Source organism: Herbaspirillum sp. 1130, from assembly GCF_017833835.1.
GTDB lineage: Bacteria > Pseudomonadota > Gammaproteobacteria > Burkholderiales > Burkholderiaceae_D > Herbaspirillum > Herbaspirillum huttiense.
This window is the reverse complement of record NZ_JAFICQ010000001.1, coordinates 259,241-282,913: the sequence shown is the minus strand read 5'-3', so window position 1 is coordinate 282,913 and position 23,673 is coordinate 259,241. Positions and strand designations below refer to the sequence as shown.

General features: G+C 62.5%; 22 protein-coding genes and 1 tRNA gene. 10 read left to right on the top strand and 13 right to left on the bottom strand.

Translation table 11 applies throughout. From position 1 onward, the window contains the following. Positions 1–30 precede the first annotated feature (30 nt). Genes JOD78_RS01365 through tsaB form a run of 4 tightly spaced genes read right to left on the bottom strand, consistent with a single transcriptional unit; the run spans position 31 to position 3,287 of the window. Positions 31–1,041: a DUF1853 family protein gene (locus JOD78_RS01365; RefSeq protein WP_209569080.1), complete on the bottom strand. Its 1,011-nt coding sequence runs from the start codon at positions 1,039–1,041 to the stop codon at positions 31–33. Between the two features lie 13 nt (positions 1,042–1,054). Then, positions 1,055–2,077 carry a uracil-DNA glycosylase gene (locus tag JOD78_RS01360; protein WP_209569082.1) on the bottom strand — a complete coding sequence of 341 codons (1,023 nt, stop codon included), beginning with the start codon at positions 2,075–2,077 and terminating at the stop codon, positions 1,055–1,057. Continuing rightward, positions 2,074–2,571 (bottom strand): ribosomal protein S18-alanine N-acetyltransferase, encoded by a 498-nt coding sequence (rimI, locus tag JOD78_RS01355; RefSeq protein WP_121039916.1) that lies wholly within the window; start codon positions 2,569–2,571, stop codon positions 2,074–2,076. Before rimI ends, JOD78_RS01360 begins: the two co-directional genes overlap by 4 nt. Further along, positions 2,568–3,287 carry a tRNA (adenosine(37)-N6)-threonylcarbamoyltransferase complex dimerization subunit type 1 TsaB gene (tsaB, locus tag JOD78_RS01350; protein ID WP_204725412.1) on the bottom strand — a complete coding sequence of 240 codons (720 nt, stop codon included), beginning with the start codon at positions 3,285–3,287 and terminating at the stop codon, positions 2,568–2,570. The genes rimI and tsaB overlap by 4 nt, the downstream gene beginning before the upstream one ends. Before the next feature lie 111 nt (positions 3,288–3,398). Here tsaB and JOD78_RS01345 point away from each other — a divergent pair, with 111 nt between their 5' ends. Continuing rightward, positions 3,399–3,827 carry a thioredoxin family protein gene (locus JOD78_RS01345; RefSeq protein ID WP_034329278.1) on the top strand — a complete coding sequence of 143 codons (429 nt, stop codon included), beginning with the start codon at positions 3,399–3,401 and terminating at the stop codon, positions 3,825–3,827. A gap of 37 nt (positions 3,828–3,864) precedes the next feature. On the opposite strand, the gene JOD78_RS01340 is transcribed toward JOD78_RS01345, so the two are convergent. Further along, entirely contained in the window at positions 3,865–4,776 is a 912-nt protein-coding gene (locus tag JOD78_RS01340; protein WP_039788330.1) for a LysR family transcriptional regulator, read from the bottom strand. Positions 4,777–5,025: 249 nt separating this feature from the next. On the opposite strand from JOD78_RS01340, the gene JOD78_RS01335 reads away from it, so the two are divergent. The 3 genes from JOD78_RS01335 (at position 5,026) to JOD78_RS01325 (ending at position 7,323) form a co-directional block, all read left to right on the top strand. Continuing rightward, entirely contained in the window at positions 5,026–5,304 is a 279-nt protein-coding gene (locus JOD78_RS01335) for a DUF4148 domain-containing protein (protein WP_034329281.1), read from the top strand. Between the two features lie 528 nt (positions 5,305–5,832). Beyond that, on the top strand, positions 5,833–7,086 hold the full coding sequence (locus tag JOD78_RS01330; RefSeq protein WP_006462578.1) for an aspartate kinase: 1,254 nt from the start codon (positions 5,833–5,835) through the stop codon (positions 7,084–7,086). A 143-nt stretch (positions 7,087–7,229) separates the two neighbouring features. Next, a tRNA-Ser gene (locus JOD78_RS01325) sits at positions 7,230–7,323 on the top strand. 264 nt (positions 7,324–7,587) lie between these two features. Here the strand turns inward: JOD78_RS01325 and sodC are convergent. The 6 genes from sodC to rph all read right to left on the bottom strand — a co-directional run bounded on the left by sodC (position 7,588) and on the right by rph (position 14,516). Continuing rightward, entirely contained in the window at positions 7,588–8,124 is a 537-nt protein-coding gene (sodC, locus tag JOD78_RS01320) for a superoxide dismutase family protein (protein WP_134135274.1), read from the bottom strand. 259 nt (positions 8,125–8,383) lie between these two features. Then, positions 8,384–10,456, bottom strand: coding sequence for an EAL domain-containing protein (locus tag JOD78_RS01315; RefSeq protein WP_121039907.1), 2,073 nt, complete (start codon positions 10,454–10,456; stop codon positions 8,384–8,386). 5 nt (positions 10,457–10,461) lie between these two features. After that, positions 10,462–11,661 carry an HDOD domain-containing protein gene (locus tag JOD78_RS01310; RefSeq protein WP_209569084.1) on the bottom strand — a complete coding sequence of 400 codons (1,200 nt, stop codon included), beginning with the start codon at positions 11,659–11,661 and terminating at the stop codon, positions 10,462–10,464. Positions 11,662–11,802: 141 nt separating this feature from the next. Beyond that, a complete protein-coding gene (hemW, locus tag JOD78_RS01305) occupies positions 11,803–13,047 on the bottom strand; it encodes a radical SAM family heme chaperone HemW (RefSeq protein ID WP_039788337.1) in 1,245 nt (414 codons plus the stop codon). Next, complete coding sequence (gene rdgB, locus JOD78_RS01300) at positions 13,044–13,634, bottom strand: RdgB/HAM1 family non-canonical purine NTP pyrophosphatase (RefSeq protein ID WP_121039900.1); 591 nt, start codon at positions 13,632–13,634, stop codon at positions 13,044–13,046. Before rdgB ends, hemW begins: the two co-directional genes overlap by 4 nt. Positions 13,635–13,787: 153 nt before the next feature. Next, on the bottom strand, positions 13,788–14,516 hold the full coding sequence (gene rph, locus JOD78_RS01295) for a ribonuclease PH (protein WP_039788342.1): 729 nt from the start codon (positions 14,514–14,516) through the stop codon (positions 13,788–13,790). A gap of 315 nt (positions 14,517–14,831) precedes the next feature. Here rph and JOD78_RS01290 point away from each other — a divergent pair, with 315 nt between their 5' ends. The 5 genes from JOD78_RS01290 to JOD78_RS01270 all read left to right on the top strand — a co-directional run bounded on the left by JOD78_RS01290 (position 14,832) and on the right by JOD78_RS01270 (position 20,455). Further along, positions 14,832–15,746, top strand: coding sequence for a YicC/YloC family endoribonuclease (locus JOD78_RS01290; RefSeq protein ID WP_209569086.1), 915 nt, complete (start codon positions 14,832–14,834; stop codon positions 15,744–15,746). 67 nt (positions 15,747–15,813) lie between these two features. Next, positions 15,814–16,452 carry a guanylate kinase gene (gmk, locus tag JOD78_RS01285; RefSeq protein ID WP_039788345.1) on the top strand — a complete coding sequence of 213 codons (639 nt, stop codon included), beginning with the start codon at positions 15,814–15,816 and terminating at the stop codon, positions 16,450–16,452. Positions 16,453–16,527: 75 nt separating this feature from the next. Then, positions 16,528–16,731 (top strand): DNA-directed RNA polymerase subunit omega, encoded by a 204-nt coding sequence (gene rpoZ / locus JOD78_RS01280; RefSeq protein ID WP_008328299.1) that lies wholly within the window; start codon positions 16,528–16,530, stop codon positions 16,729–16,731. Positions 16,732–16,766: 35 nt separating this feature from the next. Then, positions 16,767–19,028 carry a bifunctional (p)ppGpp synthetase/guanosine-3',5'-bis(diphosphate) 3'-pyrophosphohydrolase gene (locus JOD78_RS01275; RefSeq protein WP_121039895.1) on the top strand — a complete coding sequence of 754 codons (2,262 nt, stop codon included), beginning with the start codon at positions 16,767–16,769 and terminating at the stop codon, positions 19,026–19,028. A gap of 200 nt (positions 19,029–19,228) precedes the next feature. Continuing rightward, positions 19,229–20,455, top strand: a complete 1,227-nt coding sequence (locus JOD78_RS01270; RefSeq protein ID WP_134135272.1) for a DUF2252 family protein — start codon at positions 19,229–19,231, stop codon at positions 20,453–20,455. A 7-nt stretch (positions 20,456–20,462) separates the two neighbouring features. Here the strand turns inward: JOD78_RS01270 and JOD78_RS01265 are convergent, their stop codons facing one another. Further along, the gene (locus JOD78_RS01265; protein WP_039788350.1) at positions 20,463–21,431 is read right to left on the bottom strand and encodes a LysR family transcriptional regulator; all 969 of its coding nucleotides are present in this window, start codon (positions 21,429–21,431) and stop codon (positions 20,463–20,465) included. 143 nt (positions 21,432–21,574) lie between these two features. Here JOD78_RS01265 and JOD78_RS01260 point away from each other — a divergent pair, with 143 nt between their 5' ends. Then, positions 21,575–22,183: an FMN-dependent NADH-azoreductase gene (locus tag JOD78_RS01260; protein ID WP_204725407.1), complete on the top strand. Its 609-nt coding sequence runs from the start codon at positions 21,575–21,577 to the stop codon at positions 22,181–22,183. Between the two features lie 72 nt (positions 22,184–22,255). On the opposite strand, the gene JOD78_RS01255 is transcribed toward JOD78_RS01260, so the two are convergent. Then, a complete protein-coding gene (locus JOD78_RS01255) occupies positions 22,256–23,596 on the bottom strand; it encodes a DUF3422 domain-containing protein (RefSeq protein ID WP_121039883.1) in 1,341 nt (446 codons plus the stop codon). Positions 23,597–23,673 lie beyond the last annotated feature (77 nt).

Below are 23,673 nucleotides of genomic sequence, written 5' to 3'. Positions count from 1 at the left end.
CACGATGCATTGAAGGTCTGGACCGGCGGTTCAGACCGGCACGATGGCGTGCTGCACCGTTGCGGCGGCACGCGCTTCCCACTGCGGCGGCACAACGAAGCCGCGCATCACTTCCAGCCATTCCGGTTCGGTCCCCTCCTGCAGGCGGCATTGCGCCACCAGGACCGGACTGTCGTCGGCACTGAACATGTCTTCCAAGGTGCTCCGCAGCTGTGCCAGGGTCATGCCCTGCCCGGCTGGAAGGCGCGCCGGTGCCAGCCAGGACAGGCGCGGCAGGACGGCATAGCACATCGTCTCTTCTTCAATACGCGGCAGCGAGGCCGCATCACACCAGAATCCCCGGCAATGATCGGCAGCAATGCCCATGGTGGGCGGCAAGCTCAGCGCCGCATCCAGCGGGTAGAACAGCCATCCCTTGACGAGGGCGCGCGCCGCTACGACAAGAGCCGGCAGTACCGCCTGGGCCGCCGGATGTTCGGAAAGCTTCAGTTGCTGCTGCATGATCTTGCGCATCTTGCGGCCCAGCGAATCGGCCAGGTTGGGACCGACGAAGGTATCCGCCTGCGCCGTGGCGGCCAGCTCCCGCGCCTGCAAGAGATAGAACTTGGTGGCGAACTCCCAATGCACGACGCCGGCATCGCTTTCCGCCTCAGGGGAACGGATCAGGAAATCGAATTCGCCCAATGTTTCTCGCGTCGGACCCTGATTGCGGACCTGCAAATTGGCGGCGACCAGGCAGTCCTGCTGGCGCAGATAGAAACCGAGCAGCTTTTCGGCGTACCGGCCCAGGCGTCCTGAGGGCTGTTGCGCCAGGTGGGCGTGCAAGGCGGCATTCATGGCCGGATCGTATTGCAGGTCGTGCAGCCAGCCGGCCACCTCGGGTGACAGCTGGCCCAGCGTGGCGACCCGGCCCTCCCAGCAGACGGCCTCCGGCGCCAGCAGATCGGGGGCATACAACAGCCAGGCCAGTGCGCGCACGTGCGGATCCCGCAGATCGGGCCAGCGCTGGTGGAAACGCGCCTGATGCGAGCTCAGGTCCATGCCGGGCATCGCTTCAGCGGGCTTGCGCAGCGTAAGTGCTCATGGCCAGGCACAGGTCGGCCCAGGCCTTGCTCTTGTCGGTGAGCGTGCGCAGAAGATAGGCCGGGTGGTAGGTCACCACCAGCGGCAGGTCATGATAGCGATGCACCGTGCCGCGCAGACGCGAAACCGGCGTGGCCGGATCCATGCCCAGCAGCGAAATCGCCGCCGTCTTGCCCAGTGCTACCAGCACGGTCGGCTGGATCAGTTCGATCTGGCGCTGCAGATAGGGTAGGCAGGCGGCCACTTCCTGCGGCGAGGGCGGACGGTCGCGGCCGTTGTCGTCGGTGGGACGGCATTTGACGATGTTGGCGATGTAGGCATTCTCACCGCGCTTGACGCCCATGGAGAGCAGCATGTTGTCCAGCAGCTTGCCGGCAGGGCCGACGAAGGGTTCGCCCTGCTGATCCTCGTTGCGGCCCGGGCCTTCGCCGATGAAGAGCCACTTGGCCTTTTCATCGCCTACGCCGAAGACGGTATTCTTGCGGCCTTCGCACAGCCCGCAGCGGCGGCACTCAGCAACCTGCTGCTTGAGCTGCGGCCAGTCCATGGCCTTGATGCGGGCAATCATGGGGTCGACGGCCGGGGCGTCTTCCTCGTCGTCGCCGTCCGGGATCAGCACGGGTTCCAACGCAGTACCGAAGTCCATCTCGTCCAGCCAGGAAGGCGGGCCGCCCTCTTCCTCGAGCGGCGCACGCGGACGGGCGGGGGCGGCGGGAGCCGGACGAGCAGCAGGAGCAGCAGGCGTGGACGCTTGCACCACAGGAGCAGCGACGGGCGGCTTGGATTGAGCCACGACGGGTTCAGGCGCGATGACCTTGGGCGCGTCGACAGGGGCAGCGGGCGCGGCCGTTTCCTGAGCAGGTACTTCCGCCTGCGCGGCCTGCACCTCTTCCACCGCCAGCTCACGCCGCACCCAGACCGGGCCAATGCCCAGCGCATCCAGCAGGGCCAGGGAGGAGCCGAAGCCCGGATCTTGTTTCAATTCTTCATTCATAAGGGCAGACTCATGACGATAGCCCCTTCTCGGGTCTGGTTGGCGGCGGGATAGTAATTTTTGCGCCGCCCGATTTCAGTAAAGCCGTACTGGCGATAGACCTTGGCGGCATGCACGTTGGACTCACGTACTTCCAGCAACATGGTCCGCATGTGGTGCAGGCGTGCCAGCCCGGTCGCCTGGTCCAGCAGCCTGCGGCCCAGGCCCTGGTGCTGATGCAAGGCGGCCACGCTGATATTGAGCAGATGGGCTTCATCCACGGCCAGCATCACCAGGAAGTAGCCCAGCAATTCGCCGTGGGCATCCCGCAGGGTCTGCGCCTGGTAGCCGCTGTAGAGCGAATCCTGAAAATTGCCGCGCGTCCAGGGATGGGAGTAGACGGCCTCTTCGATCCTGACCACCGCATCCAGATCGCTCGCACCCATGGCCGCAAATTGCAGCCGCCCGTAGCGCGGATGCGAGACAGGCAGCGACACGGCCAGTTGCTCGCTCATGCCACACCCTTGGCCGCATCGCGCACTTCGCGCTCGGCCGTGGTCAGGGCCACCTTGTTGCGCAGATAGAGCGGCTGCGCCTGCTGCGCCGGCAAGGCCAGGCCGGCGCTGAAATGCACCTGGCCCAGCGTTGCCACCTGGCGCGCGTGCGGCATGGCCTGCGGCTGCACACTGGCGAAGGCCGCCGTGCAGAAGTTGGCGCTAAAATGCTCGGCATACACCGACAAACCATTGCCGCAGGCATGGGGGCGACCTTCGACCGGTACCTGAGCGGCAGACGACAGGGCCGGTTCGGCCAGCGTCTCCCAGCCGCCATCGGCACGAGCACGGTAGCGCGCCCAATAGACTTCACCCATGCGGGCATCGAGGACGGCCAGCACATCGCTGGCCTGCGGATTTTCATCACGGCAGGCTTGGGCCGCCGCTTCCAGAGTCACCACGGGGACCACCGGACGGTCACAGCCAAAGGCCAGCCCCTGCACCACGCCGCACGCCGTGCGCACGCCGGTGAAGGAGCCGGGGCCCACGCCAAAGGCCAGCGCATCGCATTGCGACAGCGCCAGGCCGGCATCGGCCAGCAATTGCTGGATCATGGGGAGGATGGCGTCCGAGTGCGTCTGGGTACCAGCGGACTGGCGCGCAATCAGTTCGCCCTGGTAGAGCAAGGCCGCCGAGGCCAGCTCGGTGGAGGTTTCAATGGCAAGAATCGTGGACATCCCGCTATTTTACCGTGCGGCGCGCAATTGTTCGGAGCGTTCGCATCTAACGTGAGCCTTTGTGCGGCAGCGCAAAACCCTTCGCGCCGAAGGGGGTAAAATAAGCGCGCCATGTCCTACCAGAAATTAGACCAAACCAACCGCCGCCCGCTCGCCGAGGCGCTTCGCAACGACACCTGGGTCGTGGCCTGCCTGTGCGCGAACTGGTGCGGCAGCTGCCGTGAATATGAAGCCGCCTTCCAGGCCTGGGCGGCCCGCTATCCGCAGCATCACTTCGTGTGGATCGATATCGAGGACCAGGCCGACCTGGTCGGCGATCTCGACATCGACAACTTCCCTACCCTCCTGATCGAGCGCGGTGCCACGGTCGCCTTCTTCGGCCCCATGGAACCGGACACCCGCCTGGCCGAGCGCATCCTGCTGGCCCAGGTCGACAAGAGCGACGCCGACCTGCAACGTGAAGCCGCCAGTTCCGCCGAGCGCCGCACCTGGCAGGAAGATTGCAGCCTGCTGGACAAGCTGGCTGATGTGATCGGCTGAAGTTTCCCTCAACGCGCGTCGCTTCTGGTTGCGTACTTCAGGTCAGCCAGGGATCGGTTTCCGGGTGCGGGAAGCGCGCACTGATGAAATCGGCAAAGCTGCGCACCTTGGCCGACAGCAGCCGGCGGCTCGGATACACCATCGAAATCACCACCTGCCCCATGTCAAAGCCGGGCAGCACCTGTACCAGCTTGCCGCAACGCAGGTCATCGCCCAGCGAGTAGGAGGGCCGCAGCACGATACCCATGCCAGCCAGTGCCAGGTCACGCAAAAGCACGCCGCTGTTGGAGACCACCTTGCTGACGATGGGCACATCCATCACGCCGGCCTCAGTATTGACATGCCAGTGATGGCGCAAATATTCATGCGAGAAGTTCAGGCAGCTGTGGCGCGACAGGTCTTCGGGCTGTGCGGGCGCTCCGGCGCGCTCCAGGTAGGCAGGTGAAGCACAAAGGATCACCTTGGCTACACCCAGCTGTCGCACGATCATGCTGGCATCAAACTTTTGCATGCTGCTGAAGAATCCGATATCGATGCCTTCCTCCACCAGGTCGATGGAGCGGTCGGAAAGATAGACGTCCAGCCCCACGTCAGGATAGATCCCGGCATAGGCAGCCAGCATCTCGCCCAGTTGCGACTGGCCGAAACCGGCATTGGAATAAATCGCCAGCGTCCCGGCCGGACGTTTGGTTTCCATGGATACCAGCGCTTCGGCATCATCGACCTCGGCCAGGATCATGTGAACCCGCTCCAGATAGGCCTGCCCGGCCTCCGTAAGCGAGAGGCGGCGGGTCGAGCGATTGAGCAGGCGGGTCCCCAGGTGTGCCTCCAGATCGGCGATGAAACGGGTTGCCACCGCATTGGAAATGTCCAGCAACTCGGCGGCACGCACGAAACTGCCCTGCTCCACCACCTTTGCAAACACCCGCATTGATTGCAGACGATCCATTTTTCAAGTCCCTGATTGTTCCACAAAGAGAAATAGTCAATTCCGATTAAACCTATTTTTCTTTGTCTTCGCAATATTTACACTTCAGTCATCGGTTAGCGCAACGCAACAAAGCAACAAGATCGCGCCGACCGGCTTCACCAGGTCGCCCACGAGTGGGCTTTCCCCACAAGGAGAGCATGGATCACTCCCGCGACTCGCCGGCCCTGGAGAAGAGCAACCCCACTTACCCAAACAGAGGACATTATCATGAACATCAAGAACATCATCGTTGCCGCCTCCCTGCTCGCCGCTGCTGGTGCCGCCATGGCTGAAGCTCCGTATCCGCCGGAAACCCCGTTCCACTCGACCCAGACCCGTGCTGACGTCAAGGCCGAACTGCAACGCGCCCAAGCCAATCACGAGATCGCCACGCGCAATGAATATCCCATCATCCGCCAAGCCCCCTCGCAACTGAGCCGCCAGGATGTCGCCAACCAGGTGCAACAAGCCAACAGCGCAGCACAAAGCCTGTATAGCGGCGCTTGATCGGAACCGATCCGCATCCGATGTCCGGATGGACCGATTCCGCCACGGCAGTGTTCCGCACCGGCGCATGCCCCGCGTTGAACGTGAATGAACGCGAACGAATGCCGACCGCCTGCGTCCGAACCACCGTGCCAGGATGAAGCTATACCGCAGCAACGCACTACCCGCAGTACCGCAGTCCCCGTACCGCAGCACCACCTGCCATGCCGCCACGTCTTGCCGGGCGCATGACAGCTGGTGCACCAGCCTCCCTCCTCCCCACGTTTGGCTCCCCTTCTTTTTTCACTGATCGCGCCCTGGTCGCAAGCGACGTGCATTCTCACCGCATGAGCCGGCCAGATCGTGCATGACTGATGCATTCAATGCGCTTTTTTGCTGCGATGCGACATGCAAAAATCCCCGGAAAACCTTGTCAAACCGAGCTTTTCCTTGAGATTTTGGCGCACCGCATGTAAAGTCAAGGGTTTGTTCCTTCCCGCCTGGCTCAGGGTTTTCTTGTCAAAGTCGGGCCACCTTTTTTTATCCCCTATGGCTTTATACGTTCACAAATACGGCGGCACCTCGATGGGCTCAATCGAGCGCATCCAGAATGTCGCAAAGCGCGTTGCCAAATGGCACGACGCCGGCCATCAGATCGTTGTCGTGCCTTCGGCGATGTCTGGTGAAACCAACCGCCTGCTGGGCATGGCCAAGGAAATCATGGCCCAGCCCGACGGCCGCGAACTGGACATGCTGGCCTCGACCGGCGAACAGGTCTCGGTGGCACTGCTGGCCATCGCCCTGCAGGCACTGGGCAAGCAAGCCGTCTCCTACGCCGGCTGGCAAGTCCCCATCAAGACCGACTCGGCCTTCACCAAGGCGCGCATCCGCTCCATCGATGACGCCAAGGTCCGCAAGGATCTGAACGCTGGCAAGATCGTCATGATCACCGGTTTCCAGGGCGTGGACGCCGACGGCAACATCACCACCCTGGGCCGTGGCGGCTCGGACACCTCGGCCGTGGCCGTGGCCGCTGCCATCAAGGCGGCGGAATGCCTGATCTACACCGACGTGGATGGTGTCTACACCACCGACCCGCGCGTGGTGAGCGATGCCCGGCGCCTGAAGACCGTGACCTTCGAGGAGATGCTGGAAATGGCGTCCCTGGGTTCCAAGGTCCTGCAGATCCGCTCCGTGGAATTCGCCGGCAACTACAAGATGCCGACCCGCGTGCTGTCGTCGCTGACCGACCCGCTCACGCCGCTGGCCGAAGAAGCCGCCTCCGGCACCCTGATTTCGTTTGAGGAAGACAAGAACATGGAACAAGCAACCATCACCGGCATCGCCTTCAGCCGCGACGAAGCCAAGATTACCGTGCTGGGCGTCCCCGACCGTCCGGGCATCGCCTACCAGATCCTGGGCCCGGTGGCCGACGCCAACATCGAAGTGGACATGATCATCCAGAACCAGTCGGTGGAAGGCAAGACCGACTTCACCTTCACCGTGCCGCGCGCCGAATACGCCAAGGCTGTGGAAGTGCTCAACAGCAGCGTCAAGGCACACATCGGCGCAGCCGCCATCAATGGCGACACCAAGGTCTCCAAGGTCTCGGTGGTCGGCGTGGGCATGCGCAGCCACGTCGGCATCGCTTCGCAGATGTTCCGCACGCTGTCGGAAGAAGGCGTGAACATCCAGATGATCTCCACCTCGGAAATCAAGATCTCGGTGCTGATCGACGAGAAGTACATGGAACTGGCCGTGCGCGCCCTGCACAAGGCCTTTGACCTGGACAGCGCCAAGTAAATCACGCACCGCGCAAAGCGAAGACCGCACCGCTGAAAAAACAGTGATTTTTTGCAAGACCACTGTTGACCGGATGCAAATGAGAAGATATTATCTCGGTCTTCGCTGAGGCAACGCAGCAATGCGATAACAGCCTTCAGTGTGGAGACGTGGCCGAGTGGTCGAAGGCACTTCCCTGCTAAGGAAGCATACGGGCTTAAACCTGTATCGAGGGTTCGAATCCCTCCGTCTCCGCCAAAGCTTCAAATGAAAAACGGGTCCTGATGGACCCGTTTTTCATTTTCCCTTCCGGCTTTATCTCTTACTCGAAAAATCCCCGCTTGCACCGACTCGTTCAGGGCAACTTTAATTCTCGCTGCTGATTGGGTCCTGACTGAACCAGCAAATACCCCTCCATCTGAAGGTCAAGCAGCCTGACCACGGCGCGCGGATCGAACAGGAAGTGCGCCCGCTGGAACGCACTTCCTGATCCACATCCTGATGGAATGTCAGGACGAACGCTTACTGAATCACCCCGCACGCCAGTCGCACACCCCCGCCACCCAGCGGAGCCGGATGATCCGAGTGATTATCCCCGCCCACATGCACCATCAGCGCATGTCCGCGCACTTCGGCCAGCGTCTTCAGGCGCGGGGCCAGGACCGGATTCTCGGCCTTGCCATCGGCCGTCACATACAAGGCCGGCAAGTCACCCAGATGGCCTTCGCCATAGGGACCTTCATGCTTGCCGGTCTTTTGCGGATCCCAATGCCCACCGGCGGCCAGCGCCGGCTCCATCTTTCCATCCTTCTCCAGCGGCGCGCAGGAGGCATTCTGGTGCACATGGAAGCCATGCACACCCGCCGGCAAGCCCGACAAGGCCGGCTGGAACAGCAGCCCATAAGGCGTCTCGCTGATGGTCACCTCGCCCGCCGGAGACGCCACCCCTTGCGCGTTGACCAGGTTCAGCGCCACCTTGAGCGGCGCTTCGGCAGCCATGGCAGCCGAAGCCGCTGATGCGCCGGCCAGCAAGGCCAGCTGTGCAATACGTCGTTTCATGATCGTTCTCCTTCGTTGGTTGAAAGGTGAAGAATAGGCACTGACACGGCAGCAGGCCGAAAACCAGAAAAATCGCTGATGATATCTGGACAATATTCTCCCATCAGACCGAAAAACTTCGAGAGAATGCCCGAAGGGATTAAATCTCTCGCAACACGGCCTTCAGCATAGGACCGCATGCGGCGCAGGACAACAGGGAAATCTGGAAGAGAAGCAGCCAGTTGCCGGGCAGCGCAACACCACGCACCGGCGGCCAGCCTTATTGGTCGGGAAGGTCTTCAGCGGAAGCCGACGTTTCCGGCACAAAGTTGAGCTTGCGCCCCTCCAGCAGCATGGCGTGGAAATCCACCGCCGGAATCGGGCGCGAGAAGATATAGCCCTGCAATTCATTGCAACCGGCTTCGCGCAGGAAGTTCAATTGTTTCTGCGTCTCCACCCCTTCGGCGATGACCTTGTGGCGCAATTGCTTGGCGATGCCGATGATGGCGCTGGCGATGGCGCAATCATTGGTATCGTCCGGAATGCCCATGGTAAAGGACCGGTCGATCTTGAGCGTATTGATGGGGAAACGCTTCAGGTACGAGAGGCTGGAATAGCCAGTCCCGAAGTCATCCAGCGAAATCGTGATGCCCAGGCTACAGATCTTTTCCATGATGGAAATGACGCGATCAGTGCTGTGCATCAGCATGCTTTCGGTGATCTCCAGCTCCAGCCAGTCGCCACTGAGTGAATGCCGATTCAGCGCCGCACGCACGCGGTCCGGCAGGGACCGGGTGAATTCGCGCGCCGTCACGTTCAGGGCGATGCGGATCGGAGCCAGGCCGGCATCCCTCCACGAGCGTGCCTGGCGGCACACGGCATCCAGTACCCAATCGCTCAACTGCACGATCAAGCCTGTTTCTTCAGCAATCGGGATGAACTCACCCGGCAAAAGCAATCCGCGCTCCGGATGCTGCCAGCGCACCAGGGCCTCGCCACCGGTGATCGCCAAGGTGTTCATATCCACCTTGGGCTGGTAGTACAGCAGCAATTCGTTGTATTCGAAGGCGTGCAGCAAACCGGTTTCGATGCGCAACAGATCCAGCGTGTTGCGATTCATCTCTTCACTGTAATAGACGTAGCCGTTTTCGTTGTTGTCGCCACCCTGCTTGGCCCGGTACATGGCGATGTCAGCCAGGCGCAGCAGGGTTTCGGTATCGGTCGCGTCTTCCGGATACATGCTCACGCCAATGCTGGCCCCCACGCGCAGCTCATGGCCGTCGATGAAGAACGGATCATCAAACACGGCCAGCAATTTCTGGGCGACGAAGCCGGGATGGTAATCCTTGTCGATGTCGAACAGCGCCACCGCGAATTCATCCGCCCCCAGGCGTGCCACCACATCCTGCTCGCGCAAGGCGCGGCGCAGGCGGATCGCCACTTCCACCAGCAGCATGTCGCCGGCCACGTGGCCCAGCGTGTCGTTGATGGGCTTGAAGCGATTCAGGTCGATGAACATCACGCAGCCGTGCATGTTCTCATGCCGGGCTTCGGTCAGCGCCTGATCCACGGTGCGGGTGAGCAAGGTGCGGTTGGGCAGTCCGGTCAGGGCATCGTAGTAGGCCAGATGATGGATCAGCTTTTCGGCGTTCTTGCGTTCGGTGATGTCGTTGAGATAGCCGATCAGGCCAATCGGATGGCCGTGCTGGTCACGCATCACGGACAGCGACAGACTGGCCCAGAACACCTCGCCGGACTTCTTGCGGCGACGCACCTCCATCTCGCGGCCACCCTGCTCCAGGAACAAGTCGTGCAGCGAATCCTCTTCCTCTTCGTTCTCGTAGAGGAACAACACATTGCGGCCGATGGCTTCCAGCGCGCTGTAGCCGAACAGTTGCTCGGCCCCGCGGTTCCAGCTGGTGATGAAACCGGCCGGGTCCATGGTGATGACCGACTCGTGCATCTGATTCAGGATCTGCGCCTGCTGCTCCAGCTTGGCTTCGATCTGGTCCAGCGAACGGGCGCGCTTGTCGGTCTCGGCGCGGCGCTGCATCAGGCGGCCGAGGAAAGCCGCCAGCATCGCCAGACGCGTGCGTTCCAGTTCGGTATAGGGGCGGGTCAGCGCCGGAAAGACGAAGTGGCCGAAGCGCGCGCCCTCATGCTCCACCACCTGGCACAGCCCGCTGGCCGACTCCGGCGGCGGGCTGACCACATAGCGGCCACCGGGACGCTTGAGGAAACCGGATGCAATCCCTCCGAGTGCCGCATGCAAGGCCATGCCCTGCAGGTTCTGCATGGCGTCCAGCAGTGCCGAACAGCATGCCAGATCGTCAGTGCCCACGGAGGAAATCATTGTCATCACGCCTCAGTGCTGACGCGCGTGGCCCAATTGAAGGCCTGGATCAGACAACGGCAATACACCTCGGCATCGAGACCGGCTGCATCAAGGTCGACATGACGCAGCGGAATGCGGCCATCTTCGGAGCGCTCGACCACGTTCAGCAGTTTGCCCAGCCGGCCGGTACGGTACACCAGCGCATTGACGATATCCACCGGCAGCTTGAGCGGCTCGATGATGTCGTTGAGCGGCATGCCCAGCAAAATATCCAGCAGCGAGAACATGCCGGTGATGAAGGCGCGGTCCAGTTCTTCCTGGGTGCAGTCCACCTTCTGCGCCATCGATTCCATCATCGCCGCGCGCGCCGCAGCACGCGGCAGCAGCGGATTGGCAGACTCGTCGCCGGGGAAGCGTGCATACAGCAGCAACTGCAGCCAGCGCTGCAGCTGGCGGCGGCCCAGCAGGTTGATGGCCTGGGTGAAATTGGTGATATGGGCCGAAAAACCGAAGGCGGCCGAGCTGACCAGCTTGAAGAGCTGATAGGACAAGGCCGGGTCCTGCTTCAGCAGGGATTCCAGTTCATTGGCATCGGCGTCGCGTGCCACCAGCTCCAGCAATTTCAGCAGGCGCGCACGGGAAATGGAATTCTTTTGCGACAGGCGGCTGTCGGGATGCAAGGCATAGTCGCCAGAGAACCAGCGGAAACCTTCCACCCGGCAGGCATCGAACTGAACGGCATCGCCCACGTTCTCGGCCAGGTGCGGGCCACGCAGGCGGTGCAGCCATTGCCCGGTTTCAGGCAGGTGCCCCACCCCGGCGTCCAGCGCCATCGATTCAACGAAGGGGAAAACGCTCGCGCCCTGCGCCGGCAAGCCATCGGCAATGATGGCGAAGCCGCGGCTGTAGAGCCAGTCCAGCGCATCGATCTTGCCCGGGTCCACGCAATGCTCTACCGGCACGCGCAATGCGAGCTGCCCTTGCGGGATTTCTTGCCGGAATTCTGGGGCGAAGACCGCAGGATCACGCACCGGGATGATGCAGCTCAGTCCGCCCAGTGCGTCATGCAGATCAAATTCATTGAACAGGCGAGACAGCAAGGCGTTGTCGTCTTCGACCGTAGGTGAAATATGCAAGGACAGCGCGGTCCAGACGTGGTGGACGTCCGCAACGGGCTGCAAAAACACGAGTGGGAATGGAACGCTTTTATCCTGAACAGCCATATTTTTATCGTGGCGCGCCGCATTATTTGCTGAGACGCTCTGCAATGTTAAAAAAATATTAACAAGTTTCCCAGCAGAATACTTAATTAAAATTAAATTTTTTCTAAATATACCCGATAAAAGCCACCTTGCAACATGGGTTTATTCTGACAAGAAAATTTCCTGCAAATCATTGAGAAAACGACGCCCAAGATCGGTCGGCCGGATCAAAGCGTGATCGCGATACAACATGCCTTTTTGCTCGGCCAGATTCAGTGATTTTTCGATCTGGTTCAGGCTCATGCCGGTCCGCTCGGCGAAGAGATTCGGTGAGAATCCTTCCGTCAGGCGCAGCGCGTTGAGCATGAATTCGAAGCCCAGGGCATCGCGGCCGATTTCCGCTTCTTCCTGGACAGGCGTGCCGGCCTTGGCATGCTCCAGGTAGGACTGGGGATGCTTGTAACGCATCTGGCGCACGATGCGGTGCGGGAACGAGAGCTTGGAATGCGCCCCCGCGCCGATGCCCAGGTAGTCCCCGAATTGCCAGTAATTGAGGTTGTGGCGGGCGCGCCGCTTGGGCTGGGCATAGGCCGAGACCTCATAGTTGACGTAACCGGCAGCCGTGGTCAGCTCGGCAATCATGTCCTGCATGTCGGCGCTGGCATCGTCATCCGGCACCGGCGGCGGGTACTTGGCGAAGAGCGTATTGGGCTCCAGCGTCAGGTGATACAGCGACAGGTGCGGCGGCGCGAAGGCGATGGCCGTTTCGATGTCGGACTTGGCCTCTGCCAGCGTCTGCTGCGGCAGCGCGTACATCAGGTCGAGGTTGAAATTGTCGAAGTTGGCCTGCGCGATCTCCACCGCCTTGCGCGCCTGGTCGCCATCATGGATGCGGCCCAGGGCATGCAGGTGCTGGCCGTTGAAGCTCTGGATACCGATCGACAGGCGGCTGATGCCGCTATCCCGGTAGGAGCGGAACTTGTCGGCTTCAAACGTTCCCGGATTGGCTTCCATGGTGATCTCGATGTCGCCATCGAAGGGCAGCAAGGTGCGCAGGTCCGACAGCAAGCGATCCAGACCGGCGGCCGACAGCAGGCTGGGCGTGCCGCCACCGATGAAGATCGTATGGATCTTGCGGCCCCAGATCAGCGGCAGCGACTGCTCCAGGTCGCTGCGCAGGGCATCCAGATAAGCTTCTTCAGGGAAACTGCCCTTGACCTCATGGGAATTGAAGTCGCAATACGGGCACTTGCGCACGCACCACGGGAAATGCACGTACAGCGACAGCGGCGGCAAAGCCGTCAGCTGCAGGCTGCCGGGCTTCAGGAAGGCCAGCGCGGCCTGAGCCGGGCCGCTGGCCGCCTGGCCGGCCGGGATATCGGCCGGGATCGGCTTGATGGGGATCATGCCAGCTTCTCGACCAAGGCACGCAAGGCCTGGCCACGGTGCGAGACGGCATTCTTCTCTGCGGCCGTCAGTTCAGCGGCCGTCTTGCCCAGAGAGGGCAGCAGGAAATAAGGGTCATAGCCGAATCCGCCCTGGCCGCGCGGCTGATCGATGATCTCGCCCTTCCATACGCCATCGGCGATGACCGGTTGCGGATCGTCGGCATGGCGCACGTAGACCAGCACGCAGTAGTAATAGGCGGACTTGTCGGCATGGGCTGCCAGATCGGCGATGAGCTTGGCGTTGTTGTTGGCATCCGACTTGGGCTCGCCGGCGTAGCGGGCGGAATAGACTCCGGGCGCACCGCCCAGGGCATTCACGCACACACCGGAATCATCGGCCAGGGCCGGCAGACCGGTCAGGCGGGCGGCGTGGCGGGCCTTGGTCAGGGCATTCTCGACGAAGGTGCCGAAGGGTTCTTCCGCTTCGGGCACGTCGAATTCGCCTTGCGGGCGCACGTCCAGTCCGATGTCGCCCAGGAGACTGGCGAATTCCTTCAGTTTGCCGGCGTTGTTGGACGCCATCACGATCTTTTGCTTGGGTTGCATGTCTGGTCCTGATCTTGGCGAGGCGCACGGGATGGGCATGACAGCCGCTGCGCCCCAATGAAAAACGCCATGTCGATGGAGCACATGGCGTTTTTGTTCATATCGCTTCTAGGCGGCATTGTACGGCGATTTGCGCCGCGGCGTGGCCGGGGATTACAGGCCCAGGGCCTGCTTCTGCAAGCCGTTGAGCGTGGCGATGCCCTGCTGGGCCAGGTCCAGCAGGTTGTTGAGGGTGGCGCGGTCGAAGGCGGCGCCTTCGGCGGTGCCCTGCACTTCGACGAAATGGCCGCCGTCGGTCATGACCACATTCATGTCGGTATCGCAATCCGAGTCTTCCAGATAATCCAGATCGAGCACCGGGACGCCCTGGTAGACGCCGACCGAAATCGCGGCCACGAACTGCTTGACCGGAATGGTTTCGATCAGGCCGCGCGACTTCAGCACGTTGAAGGCGTCATAGGCGGCCACCATGGCGCCGGTGATGGCGGCGGTGCGCGTGCCGCCATCGGCTTGCAGCACGTCGCAGTCCAGCTGCAGGGTGCGTTCGCCAAAGGCTTCCAGGTCGAAGGCGGCACGCAGGGCGCGGCCGATCAGGCGCTGGATCTCCTGGGTACGGCCGGATTGCTTGCCCTTGGCGGCTTCGCGGTCCATGCGGGTATGCGTGGAGCGCGGCAGCATGCCGTATTCGGCGGTCAGCCAGCCCTGGCCCTTGCCCTTCAGGAAGCCGGGAACCTTTTCCTCGATGGAGGCGGTGCAGAGCACGCGGGTGTCACCGAACTCGACCAGCACCGAGCCTTCGGCGTGCTTGGTGTACTGGCGGGTCAGGCGCACGTCGCGCAATTGCGAAACGCTGCGGCCGCTGGGGCGATGGGAAGCTGTCATGGTGATCCTTGTCTTGGTCTGGGCGAGGCTGGGCGGATGGCGGGCGGCCAATTGGCCTCCAAAACCGCCGGTTTGATGTTTTTGATAGCGCGGCGCCGCGAAACTTCATTAAAATGCGGGCTCCGACCGGGTGGCACCCGGGCAGGCCGCACAGGCGGTGCCGGAACGTTCAAGTCCGGCATTGTAAAGGAACACGATGTCCGCCGTCGCGGCATCCTCCATTTACCTCTCTGGCCACCCTGCCCGCCCCGCCCGCAACCCTTATTCGCCGGCGCGCCCTGCTGCGCCGCCCGCCCGCTTTATGGAGTCCCGACCTTGACCATCTACAGCATGACCGGCTATGCCGTCACCACCCGTGAAACCACTGCCGGCACGGTCACCCTGGAAATGAAGAGCGTCAATTCGCGCTTCCTCGACCTGCAGTTCCGCATCAACGATGACCTGCGTGCGGTCGAACCGATGCTGCGCGAAGCCATCATGGGCCGCCTGGTGCGCGGCAAGGTGGAATGCCGCCTGTCCTTCGGCCGCAAGGTCGCCAGCGGCAACAGCCAGGCCCTGAACCACACCCTGGTCGGCCAGCTGGCCAGCCTGCAAGACCAACTGCGCGCGCAATTCCCCGATGCCGCGCCGCTGTCGATCAACGAACTGCTGCGCTGGCCGGGCGTGATGGAAGAAGCCGAGATCAGCCAGGACAGCCTGCAGGCCGATATCCTGGCCACGATGCAGCAGACCCTGGACGCCTTCGTCGAATCCCGCGCCCGTGAAGGTGCGGCCCTGCAGGCCGTGATCCTGGCCCGGGTGGATGCGATGGAAGCCATCGTGGCCCGCATCACCCCGCTGGTGCCGCAACTGGTCGAACAATTCCAGCAGAAGGCCACCGAACGCATGACCGAAGCTCTGGGCCTGGCCCTGCAGACGCAGAATGGCGCAACGCCGGTGGCCACCCGTGAGGAATCGCTGGAACGCATCCGCCAGGAAGTGACCCTCTACGGCATCCGCATCGACATCGCCGAGGAACTGGCACGCCTGTCGGCCCACCTGGGCGAAACCCGCCACATCCTCAAAAAGGGCGGCCAGGTCGGCAAGCGCCTCGATTTCATGATGCAGGAACTGAACCGCGAGGCCAACACGGTCGGCTCCAAGGCCGCCGTCAAGGAACTGGCCGATGCCTCCATGGAACTGAAGCTGCTCATCGACCAGATGCGCGAGCAGGTGCAGAATCTGGAATGACCCCAGCCGCACAGCCCCATTCCGACCGATATTGATTAGTTAAAAGACATTTTTCAGCGAGGACCCCATGCCCGTCCAAAAACCCACTTCCGGTAGCCTTTTCATGGTGGTTGCCCCGTCCGGCGCCGGCAAATCGACCCTGGTCAACGCCCTGCTCAAGCAGGAGCCGGCCATCAAGCTGTCGATCTCCTACACCACCCGCGCACCGCGTCCGGGCGAAGAACATGGCCGTGAATATTATTTCACTGACGTGGAAGATTTCCTGAAGCGCCAGGCCGAAGGGGAATTCCTCGAATGGGCCGAAGTGCACGGCAACTACTACGGCACCTCGCGCCTGATGATTGCCGACCAGATCGCCAATGGCACCGACGTGCTGCTGGAGATCGACTGGCAAGGTGCGCAGCAGGTGAAGAAACAATTTACCAATGCGATCGGCATCTTCATCCTGCCGCCCTCGATTGCCGCGCTGGAAGAGCGCCTGAAGAAGCGCGGACAGGACGAACCACACGTCATCACGCGCCGCATCCTGGCCGCCGGCGGCGAAATCGCTCACTCGCCGGAGTTCGAATATGTTATTATTAATCAAGAGTTTGCCGTCGCTTTGTCCGAATTGACGGCAATCGTCCAGGCCGCCCGCTGCCGCTTCCCGCAGCAAGCCGCCCGCAATGCCTACCTCTTCACCCAGCTGGGCATCCACGCGAGCTAAGCCGCACAAGCCAGACCAGCAACCCGGCGCCGGACCCATCAATCCACAAGCAAGACCGTCATTCAGGAGTATCACATGGCCCGCATTACCATCGAAGATTGCCTCAAGCAGATCCCCAACCGCTTCCAGTTGACCCTGTCGGCCACCTACCGTGCCCGCCAGCTGCTGCAAGGCCACACCCCGAAGGTGGAAGCCAAGGACAAGCCGACCGTGACCGCCCTGCGCGAAATCGCCGCTGGCAAAGTCGGTATCGAGATGCTCAAGAAGGTTCCGGCCTGATCCTGGTCCGTCCATGAAGCTGATAACGGACAAGTATGAGCCTCACCACTACCGACTCCACCTTATCAGCCGCTGCTAGCTCCAAACGTGCCGCCGGTTCCGGCCGCACCGCAACTCCCCTCGAAGTCGCCCCTGCCGCACATAGCGGCGTGGCGACTTTCGCGCATCTGATCCCCAAGCTCGAAGAGTACCTGACCCCTTCCGAACTGAAGAAGGTCAAGGAAGCCTATCGCTTCGCCGACGAGATGCACCTGGGCCAGATGCGCAAGTCCGGCGAGCCCTACATCTCGCATCCGCTGGCAGTGGCCGAGATCTGCGCCGAATGGAAGCTCGACGCCCAGGCCATGATGGCGGCCTTCCTGCACGATGTCATGGAAGACCAGGGCGTCAAGAAGGAAGAGCTGATCGAGCGCTTCGGCGCCTCCGTGGCCTCACTGGTGGATGGCCTCTCCAAGCTGGACAAGATCGAATTCCAGAGCCAGGTCGAGGCGCAGGCGGAAAACTTCCGCAAGATGCTGCTGGCCATGGCGCGCGACGTGCGGGTGATCCTGGTCAAGCTGGCCGACCGCCTGCACAACATGCGCACGCTGGGCTCCATGCCGCCCGAGAAGAAGCGCCGCATCTCGCGCGAGACCATGGAAGTCTACGTGCCCATCGCGCACCGCCTGGGCCTCAACAACATCTACCGCGAGCTGCAGGAGCTGTCCTTCGCGCACCTGCATCCGCTGCGCCATCGCACCCTGCTCAAGGCCGTCAAGGCCGCGCGCGGCAACCGCCGCGAAGTGGTGACCAAGATCATGGAATCGGTCACCAGCACCCTGATCGCCGCCGGCATCCCGGCCCAGGTCGATGGCCGCGAAAAGACCCTCTACGGCATCTATCGCAAGATGCGCAACAAGCACCTGAGCTTCTCGCAGGTACTGGACGTGTACGGCTTCCGCGTGGTGGTGGACAGCTTCGCCAACTGCTACGTGGCGCTGGGCACCCTGCACTCCCTGTTCAAGCCCATGCCGGGCAAGTTCAAGGATTACATTGCCATTCCCAAGTTGAATGGCTACCAGTCGCTGCACACGACCCTGATCGGCCCCTACGGCACCCCGGTGGAGTTCCAGATCCGCACCACCGACATGCACCGCGTGGCCGAATCCGGCGTGGCCGCCCACTGGCTCTACAAGGACGACGAAGGCAGCCTCACCGACCTGCAGCAGCGTACCCACGCCTGGCTGCAGTCGCTGCTGGACATCCAGAAGCAGACTGGCGATTCAGCCGAGTTCCTGGAGCACGTCAAGGTCGACCTGTTCCCGGATTCGGTCTACGTCTTCACGCCCAAATCGAAGATCATCGCCCTGCCCCGTGGTGCCACGGCGCTCGATTTCGCCTACAGCATCCACACCGACATCGGCGACCAGACCACGTCGGCCATCATCAATCACGAACCGGCCGCGCTGCGCTCAGAGCTGCACAACGGCGACATCGTCGAGATCATCACCTCGCCGACCTCGCGCCCCAGCCCCAACTGGCTGGGCTACGTGCGCACCGGCAAGGCCCGTTCGGCCATCCGCCACCGCCTGCGCACGGCCAACAAGGTCGAGTCGCAGGCCGTCGGACGCCGCTTGTTGGGCAACGCTCTTCATACGCTGGGCATCGAACCCGAACTTCCTTCCCATATCGTCGAACGCCTGCTCAACGAATCCAGCGCCAAGACCATGGATGACCTGTATGCCGAGATCGGCATCGGCACCCGCATGGCCCCGCTGGTGGCACGACACATCATGACCATGATGGATACCGGCGTGAGCGTGCCGCAGCTCGATCCGGAAGGCCACATGCTGCCCAACAAGCCGGACCCGGTGGTCATCACCGGCAGCGAAGGGGCCTCGGCGCAACTGTCGTCCTGCTGCATGCCGATCCCGGGCGATCGCCTGACCGGCTATTTGAAGCCGGACCAGACTCTGATCGTGCATACCCAGGAGTGCGAGACCGCCAAGCGGCTGCACGAGAAGGAACCGGACCGCTGGATCGACCTGGTCTGGGGCCACGATCTCAATCGCCGCTTCGATTGCCGCATCACCATCCTGATCCACAACGAGCGCGGCACGCTGGCGCGCATCGCTGCCGAGATCGGCGAGTCCGATGCCAACATCGTCTCGGTGGCCATGGATGACGAAGGCGGCAATGCTTCGATGAAGTATCTGCGCTTCACCATCCAGGTCGAAGATCGCGTGCACTTGGCGCGCCTGATGCGCGGCATCCGCAAGATCGACAGTGTCGCACGTATCCTGCGCGAACGCGGCTGATCCGGCTCGGCCCCCTCCTCAAACGCCCGCTGATGCGGGCGTTTGTCTTTTCCGGAATTCGTTTTGCAGGCAGCGCATGGCCGGGTGTCTGACAAGGCAAGTCTCGCTTCTCTGATAGGCAAGCGGCGAAGAGGCGAGGAAACTGAACATTGGGCTTCATCCGCCCAGAAGAAAAATGAATATAAATAATATAAATCGCCATGCCAAAAAAACTGCTTACGAGGACGCCTCGTCCCTCTGCACGCCAGGACATCCTGAAAACCGCCCAGAACCTCAAAATGGCCCGCTCCGCCCACGCTTACGTGCGCGGCAGCACCCTGCGCTTCTACAACTGGCTAAACGAGACCCAGGCCAGCAGCCTGCCCGAAGGTCCGGCCATCTGGATCTGCGGCGACTGCCACATCGGCAACCTGGGACCGGTGGCCAATGCCGAGGGCAAGATCGACATCCAGATCCGTGACTTCGACCAGACCGTCATCGGCAACCCATCGCACGACCTGATCCGCCTGGCACTGTCGTTGGCCATGGCCGCGCGCAGTTCGGACCTGCCGGGCGTGATCACGGCCAAGATGATGGAGGTGCTGGTGGAGGGATATGAATCTGCCTTCCGGCCCGGTGACGACCTGCGACTGGGCAAGAAACCCAAGTCCGTGCGCGTGGCTCTGAAGACTGCACATCGCCGCACCTGGAAGGAACTGGCGCGTGAACGCATGCAAGGCAAGACCGTGCGTATCCCGCTGGGAAAACGCTTTTGGTCGGCCTCGCGACAGGAAAGAAAAGAGATCACCGCGCTGGTGGAGTCAGCTCCGGCGCGCGCCTTGCTGACGTCCTTGCGGCATCGCGAGGACGACGCCGCCATCAGGATGCTCGATACCGCCTACTGGATGAAGGGATGCAGCTCGCTGGGCCTGCTGCGCTTTGCCGTGCTGCTGGATGTGAACGAACAGGCCAGCGAACGCAGCGACCTGTGCCTCTTCGATATCAAGGAAGCCGTCACCGCCGCCGCGCCCCGCTACCGCGATGCCGGCATGCCGCGCGACAACGCCGAACGCGTCGTCACCGGTGCACGCCATCTGGCGCCACATCTGGGTTCACGCATGCTGGCCATGCGGCTGCTGGAGCGCCCGGTGTTCGTGCGCGAGCTGCTGCCGCAGGACCTGAAGCTGGAAATCGATCACGTCAGCCAGGAAGAGGCCCTGCGTGCGGCGCGCTACCTGGCCCGCGTCGTCGGCCAGGCGCATGCGCGCCAGATGGATGAAGCAACCTGCCGCGCGTGGTACACCGAACTGGCGCGGCAACGGTCGAAGACGCTGGAAGTGCCATCCTGGCTGTGGCGCAGCGTGGTCGACCTGGTCGCCAACCATGAGCGCGCCTATCTGGAACATTGCCGCCGCTATGCCCTGGCCGAACAGGCGGTGGAGTTCTGAGACGGACTCAGGCCGCTTTCTGCGGTAGCGGTTGCACAGCGGCCTCCCGTTTCAGATGCTCCTGGCAGGCCTGTGCGCCTTTGTCGGCAATGCCGCGCTCCAGCTTGTCGGCGAAGAATTCGATGAGCGCACTGACCGCACTGGGCAATTGCCGCCGGTGTACGTACACGGCATAGAAGCCCATGGTGTCGCGCTGGTAATCCGGGAGGATGTTGATCAGGCTGCCATTGCGCAGGTCTTCGGAGGCCAGCATGGTCGGCAGCAGCGCAATGCCCAATCCTGCCCGCGCCGCACGCAACTGCCCTTGTGCGGTGTTGATGCACAGGCGCGGTACCACCCGCACGTTTTCCGGACCGTGCGGCCCTTCCAGTTTCCACACCGTATGCTGGGGTGCCTGCGACGTCGCCAGGCAGGCATGGCCCACCAGGTCGGCCAGGGCCTGCGGCGTGCCTGCGCGCTCCAGGTAGCGCGGACTGGCAATGAGGGCCATATGGCTCTGCACCAGCTTCCTGGCCACCAGGCTGGAGTCGGGGAGCACGCCGCCACGGAAGGCCAGGTCGATACCCTCGGCGATCAGGTCGGCGCGCCCGTCATTGAGCACGAACTCCAACTGCACCTTGGGATAGAGATGCATGAACTCATGCATCCACTCGATGGAGAAATTGTCGAAGAAGTCCACCGGTGCAGCCACGCGCAGGCTGCCGGACGGTTCGCCCTGGCTTTGGGTGAGACTGGCGCTGGCGTGCTCGATGTCTTCCAGGCCCGGCGCGCAGCGCTCGAAGAATTCCCGCCCCGCCGCCGTCATGTTGAGCTGGCGCGTGGAGCGTTGCAGCAGCCGCACCCCCATGGCCGCTTCCAGCGCCTGCAAACGGCGGCTGATGGTATTGGGCGGCATGGACAGCTTGCGCCCGGCAGCGGCGAAGCTGCCGGCCCGCACTACATGGACGAAAAGCCAGATGTCGTTGAGGTCTAGCATGGCGATGTTCGATTCCCACCAAAAATGGATCAGTGAAATGCGATTCTCGCATCTATTGGAAGAAATGAAAACTGGGTATTGTTGACCCCAATGCAAAGGCGTTCACCGAAGGCCTTGCCCACCGAACAACGAAAGGACACACCATGAGCACTCTTCTGCACATCGACTCCAGCGCCCGCAGCGGCGGTTCCATCTCCCGTCAGCTGACCGCTTCCTTCGCCCAGCAATGGCAAGCCAAGAACCCTGGCGGCAAGGTGGTGCACCGTGACCTGGCGGCCAATGCCCTGCCTCACCTGAGCGAATCGCTCCTGGGTGCCTACTTTACCCCGGCTGATGCCCGCAGCGCCGAGCAGGCTGAAGTGATCAAGCAATCCGACGCCCTGGTGGACGAACTGCTGGCCGCCGACACCATCGTCATCGGCGTGCCGATGTACAACTTCGCCCCGCCGTCGACCCTGAAGGCCTGGATCGACCACGTCTTCCGCGCCGGCCGCACCTTCAGCTACACCGAGACCGGCCCGGTCGGCCTGGTCAAGGGCAAGAAGGCCGTCATCATCCTCTCGCGCGGCGGCAAGTATTCCGAAGGCCCGATGGAAGCACTGGACTTCCAGGGCAAGTACCTCAAGAGCGCACTGGGCTTCATCGGCATCACCGATGTGGAACTGGTGGTCGCCGAGGGTGTGTCGATGGGCGAAGAAGCTGCCAAGGCCGCCGTGGCCGGCGCAGAAGCCAAGATCAACGCCACTGTCTGATCCTCGCCAGAGCAATTCCCAGCAACGGGGTGCGCCGCCAACGTGGTGCGCCCCGTTTGCTTTGGCGCGCCGTCAATGGTTGCCCAGGTCCTTGTGCATGCGGCGCAAGCCCAGCCAGACGCAGGCCGCTACCACCGGCACCACCAGGCCGGTGGCCAGGTCGGGATTGATGGGCAGGCCCGCCGCCTTGGCCGCCTTGCCGGCATAGCCCAGCAAACCGATCACGTAATACGAGATCGCCGCCACCGACAAGCCCTCCACGGCCTGCTGCAGCTTCAGTTGCTGGGCGGCGCGGGCATTCATGGATTCCAGGATCTGGCGGTTCTGGCGCTCCTGCACGATGCCGATACGCGTACGCAACAGGTCGTTGGTATGGGCGATGCGCTCGGCCAGCGCTTCCTGACGGCGGGCGATGGCCTGGCAGGTATTCATGGCGGGGGCCAGGCGGCGCTCCATGAATTCGCCGATGGTCGGTACACCCTCGATGCGCTGCTCGCGCAATTCTTCGATACGCGCCTGCACCAGGCGGAAATAGGCTTGCGAGGCCGAGAAGCGATAGCTGTTCTCCAGCGACAGCTTTTCGATGCGCGCCGCCAGTCCGGTGATCTTGCGCAGGATGCGCTCATCCTCGGCCATCTCTTCCGGCGTGCCGCTGGTGGATTGTTCGGACTGCACCATGGCTGCCGTCAGCGCGGCCAGGTCGCCTTCGATTTCATTGAGCAAAGGGCCGGACTGCTGCGCATGCGGCAAGCCCAGCAGCGCCATCATGCGATAGGTCTCGATTTCAAGAATCCGCTGCGCCAGGCGTCCGCCCTGCAATTCGCGCAGGCCGATATCGCGCACCACAAAACGCGAAAAACCATCCGACTGGATCTGGAAATCAGTCCAGATCTCGCCCCCTTGCAAGACCTTGCTGGAACTCATCAGCTTGCCTTCGAAGATGCGCTGCATCTGGCGTGCAGTGGCGGCCGTATCGTCAGCGCCCGGCTCGACCACCACGTGCGCGGCCACCATCAGCTTGCCCTTCAGGCCCAGCAACCATTGCTGCGGAATATGCGCCAGCGGCGCGCGGGCAAAGGCGTGGTCGGTGCCCAGTTCTTCCTCGTGCGCCTGGGCGAAGGTGTAGGTGGCGAACTCGGTATGACATTCCCACTTCAGGCGGAAGCGGCCGAAGTCATGATAGAAGTGCTTGGCCTCGCCGCCCGGCGCGACCACGCCGAAGTGGGCGCACAGTTCGTCCAGCAGGACGTGCTGGGCGCTGGCGTGACGGCCGCCGTTGCCGTCTTCGCGTACGTAGACGGCCAGGTGCGTCAAGGTTTCCGAGCGCGTGAGCTGCAGGAAGGGGCGCGAATGCACCTCGGCAGCCAGGACGACGCGCTGGGGGTGATTCAGGCTGGCAAAAACGATGGACATGAACGTTCTCGTGGAGGATTGAAATTCGGTTTGCCGGACGCGGCGACAGCCTGCCCGCATGCAATTTGCACGCCGGG

Excerpts from the sequence above, each read along its gene's own strand:
- JOD78_RS01365 (WP_209569080.1), bottom strand. The coding sequence starts at position 1,041 with ATGGACCTGAGCTCGCATCAGGCGCGTTTCCACCAGCGCTGGCCCGAT.
- JOD78_RS01360 (WP_209569082.1), bottom strand. The coding sequence starts at position 2,077 with ATGAATGAAGAATTGAAACAAGATCCGGGCTTCGGCTCCTCCCTGGCC.
- rimI (WP_121039916.1), bottom strand. The coding sequence starts at position 2,571 with ATGAGCGAGCAACTGGCCGTGTCGCTGCCTGTCTCGCATCCGCGCTAC.
- tsaB (WP_204725412.1), bottom strand. The coding sequence starts at position 3,287 with ATGTCCACGATTCTTGCCATTGAAACCTCCACCGAGCTGGCCTCGGCG.
- JOD78_RS01345 (WP_034329278.1), top strand. The coding sequence starts at position 3,399 with ATGTCCTACCAGAAATTAGACCAAACCAACCGCCGCCCGCTCGCCGAG.
- JOD78_RS01340 (WP_039788330.1), bottom strand. The coding sequence starts at position 4,776 with ATGGATCGTCTGCAATCAATGCGGGTGTTTGCAAAGGTGGTGGAGCAG.
- JOD78_RS01335 (WP_034329281.1), top strand. The coding sequence starts at position 5,026 with ATGAACATCAAGAACATCATCGTTGCCGCCTCCCTGCTCGCCGCTGCT.
- JOD78_RS01330 (WP_006462578.1), top strand. The coding sequence starts at position 5,833 with ATGGCTTTATACGTTCACAAATACGGCGGCACCTCGATGGGCTCAATC.
- sodC (WP_134135274.1), bottom strand. The coding sequence starts at position 8,124 with ATGAAACGACGTATTGCACAGCTGGCCTTGCTGGCCGGCGCATCAGCG.
- JOD78_RS01315 (WP_121039907.1), bottom strand. The coding sequence starts at position 10,456 with ATGATTTCCTCCGTGGGCACTGACGATCTGGCATGCTGTTCGGCACTG.
- JOD78_RS01310 (WP_209569084.1), bottom strand. The coding sequence starts at position 11,661 with ATGGCTGTTCAGGATAAAAGCGTTCCATTCCCACTCGTGTTTTTGCAG.
- hemW (WP_039788337.1), bottom strand. The coding sequence starts at position 13,047 with ATGATCCCCATCAAGCCGATCCCGGCCGATATCCCGGCCGGCCAGGCG.
- rdgB (WP_121039900.1), bottom strand. The coding sequence starts at position 13,634 with ATGCAACCCAAGCAAAAGATCGTGATGGCGTCCAACAACGCCGGCAAA.
- rph (WP_039788342.1), bottom strand. The coding sequence starts at position 14,516 with ATGACAGCTTCCCATCGCCCCAGCGGCCGCAGCGTTTCGCAATTGCGC.
- gmk (WP_039788345.1), top strand. The coding sequence starts at position 15,814 with ATGCCCGTCCAAAAACCCACTTCCGGTAGCCTTTTCATGGTGGTTGCC.
- rpoZ (WP_008328299.1), top strand. The coding sequence starts at position 16,528 with ATGGCCCGCATTACCATCGAAGATTGCCTCAAGCAGATCCCCAACCGC.
- JOD78_RS01275 (WP_121039895.1), top strand. The coding sequence starts at position 16,767 with ATGAGCCTCACCACTACCGACTCCACCTTATCAGCCGCTGCTAGCTCC.
- JOD78_RS01270 (WP_134135272.1), top strand. The coding sequence starts at position 19,229 with ATGCCAAAAAAACTGCTTACGAGGACGCCTCGTCCCTCTGCACGCCAG.
- JOD78_RS01265 (WP_039788350.1), bottom strand. The coding sequence starts at position 21,431 with ATGCTAGACCTCAACGACATCTGGCTTTTCGTCCATGTAGTGCGGGCC.
- JOD78_RS01260 (WP_204725407.1), top strand. The coding sequence starts at position 21,575 with ATGAGCACTCTTCTGCACATCGACTCCAGCGCCCGCAGCGGCGGTTCC.
- JOD78_RS01255 (WP_121039883.1), bottom strand. The coding sequence starts at position 23,596 with ATGTCCATCGTTTTTGCCAGCCTGAATCACCCCCAGCGCGTCGTCCTG.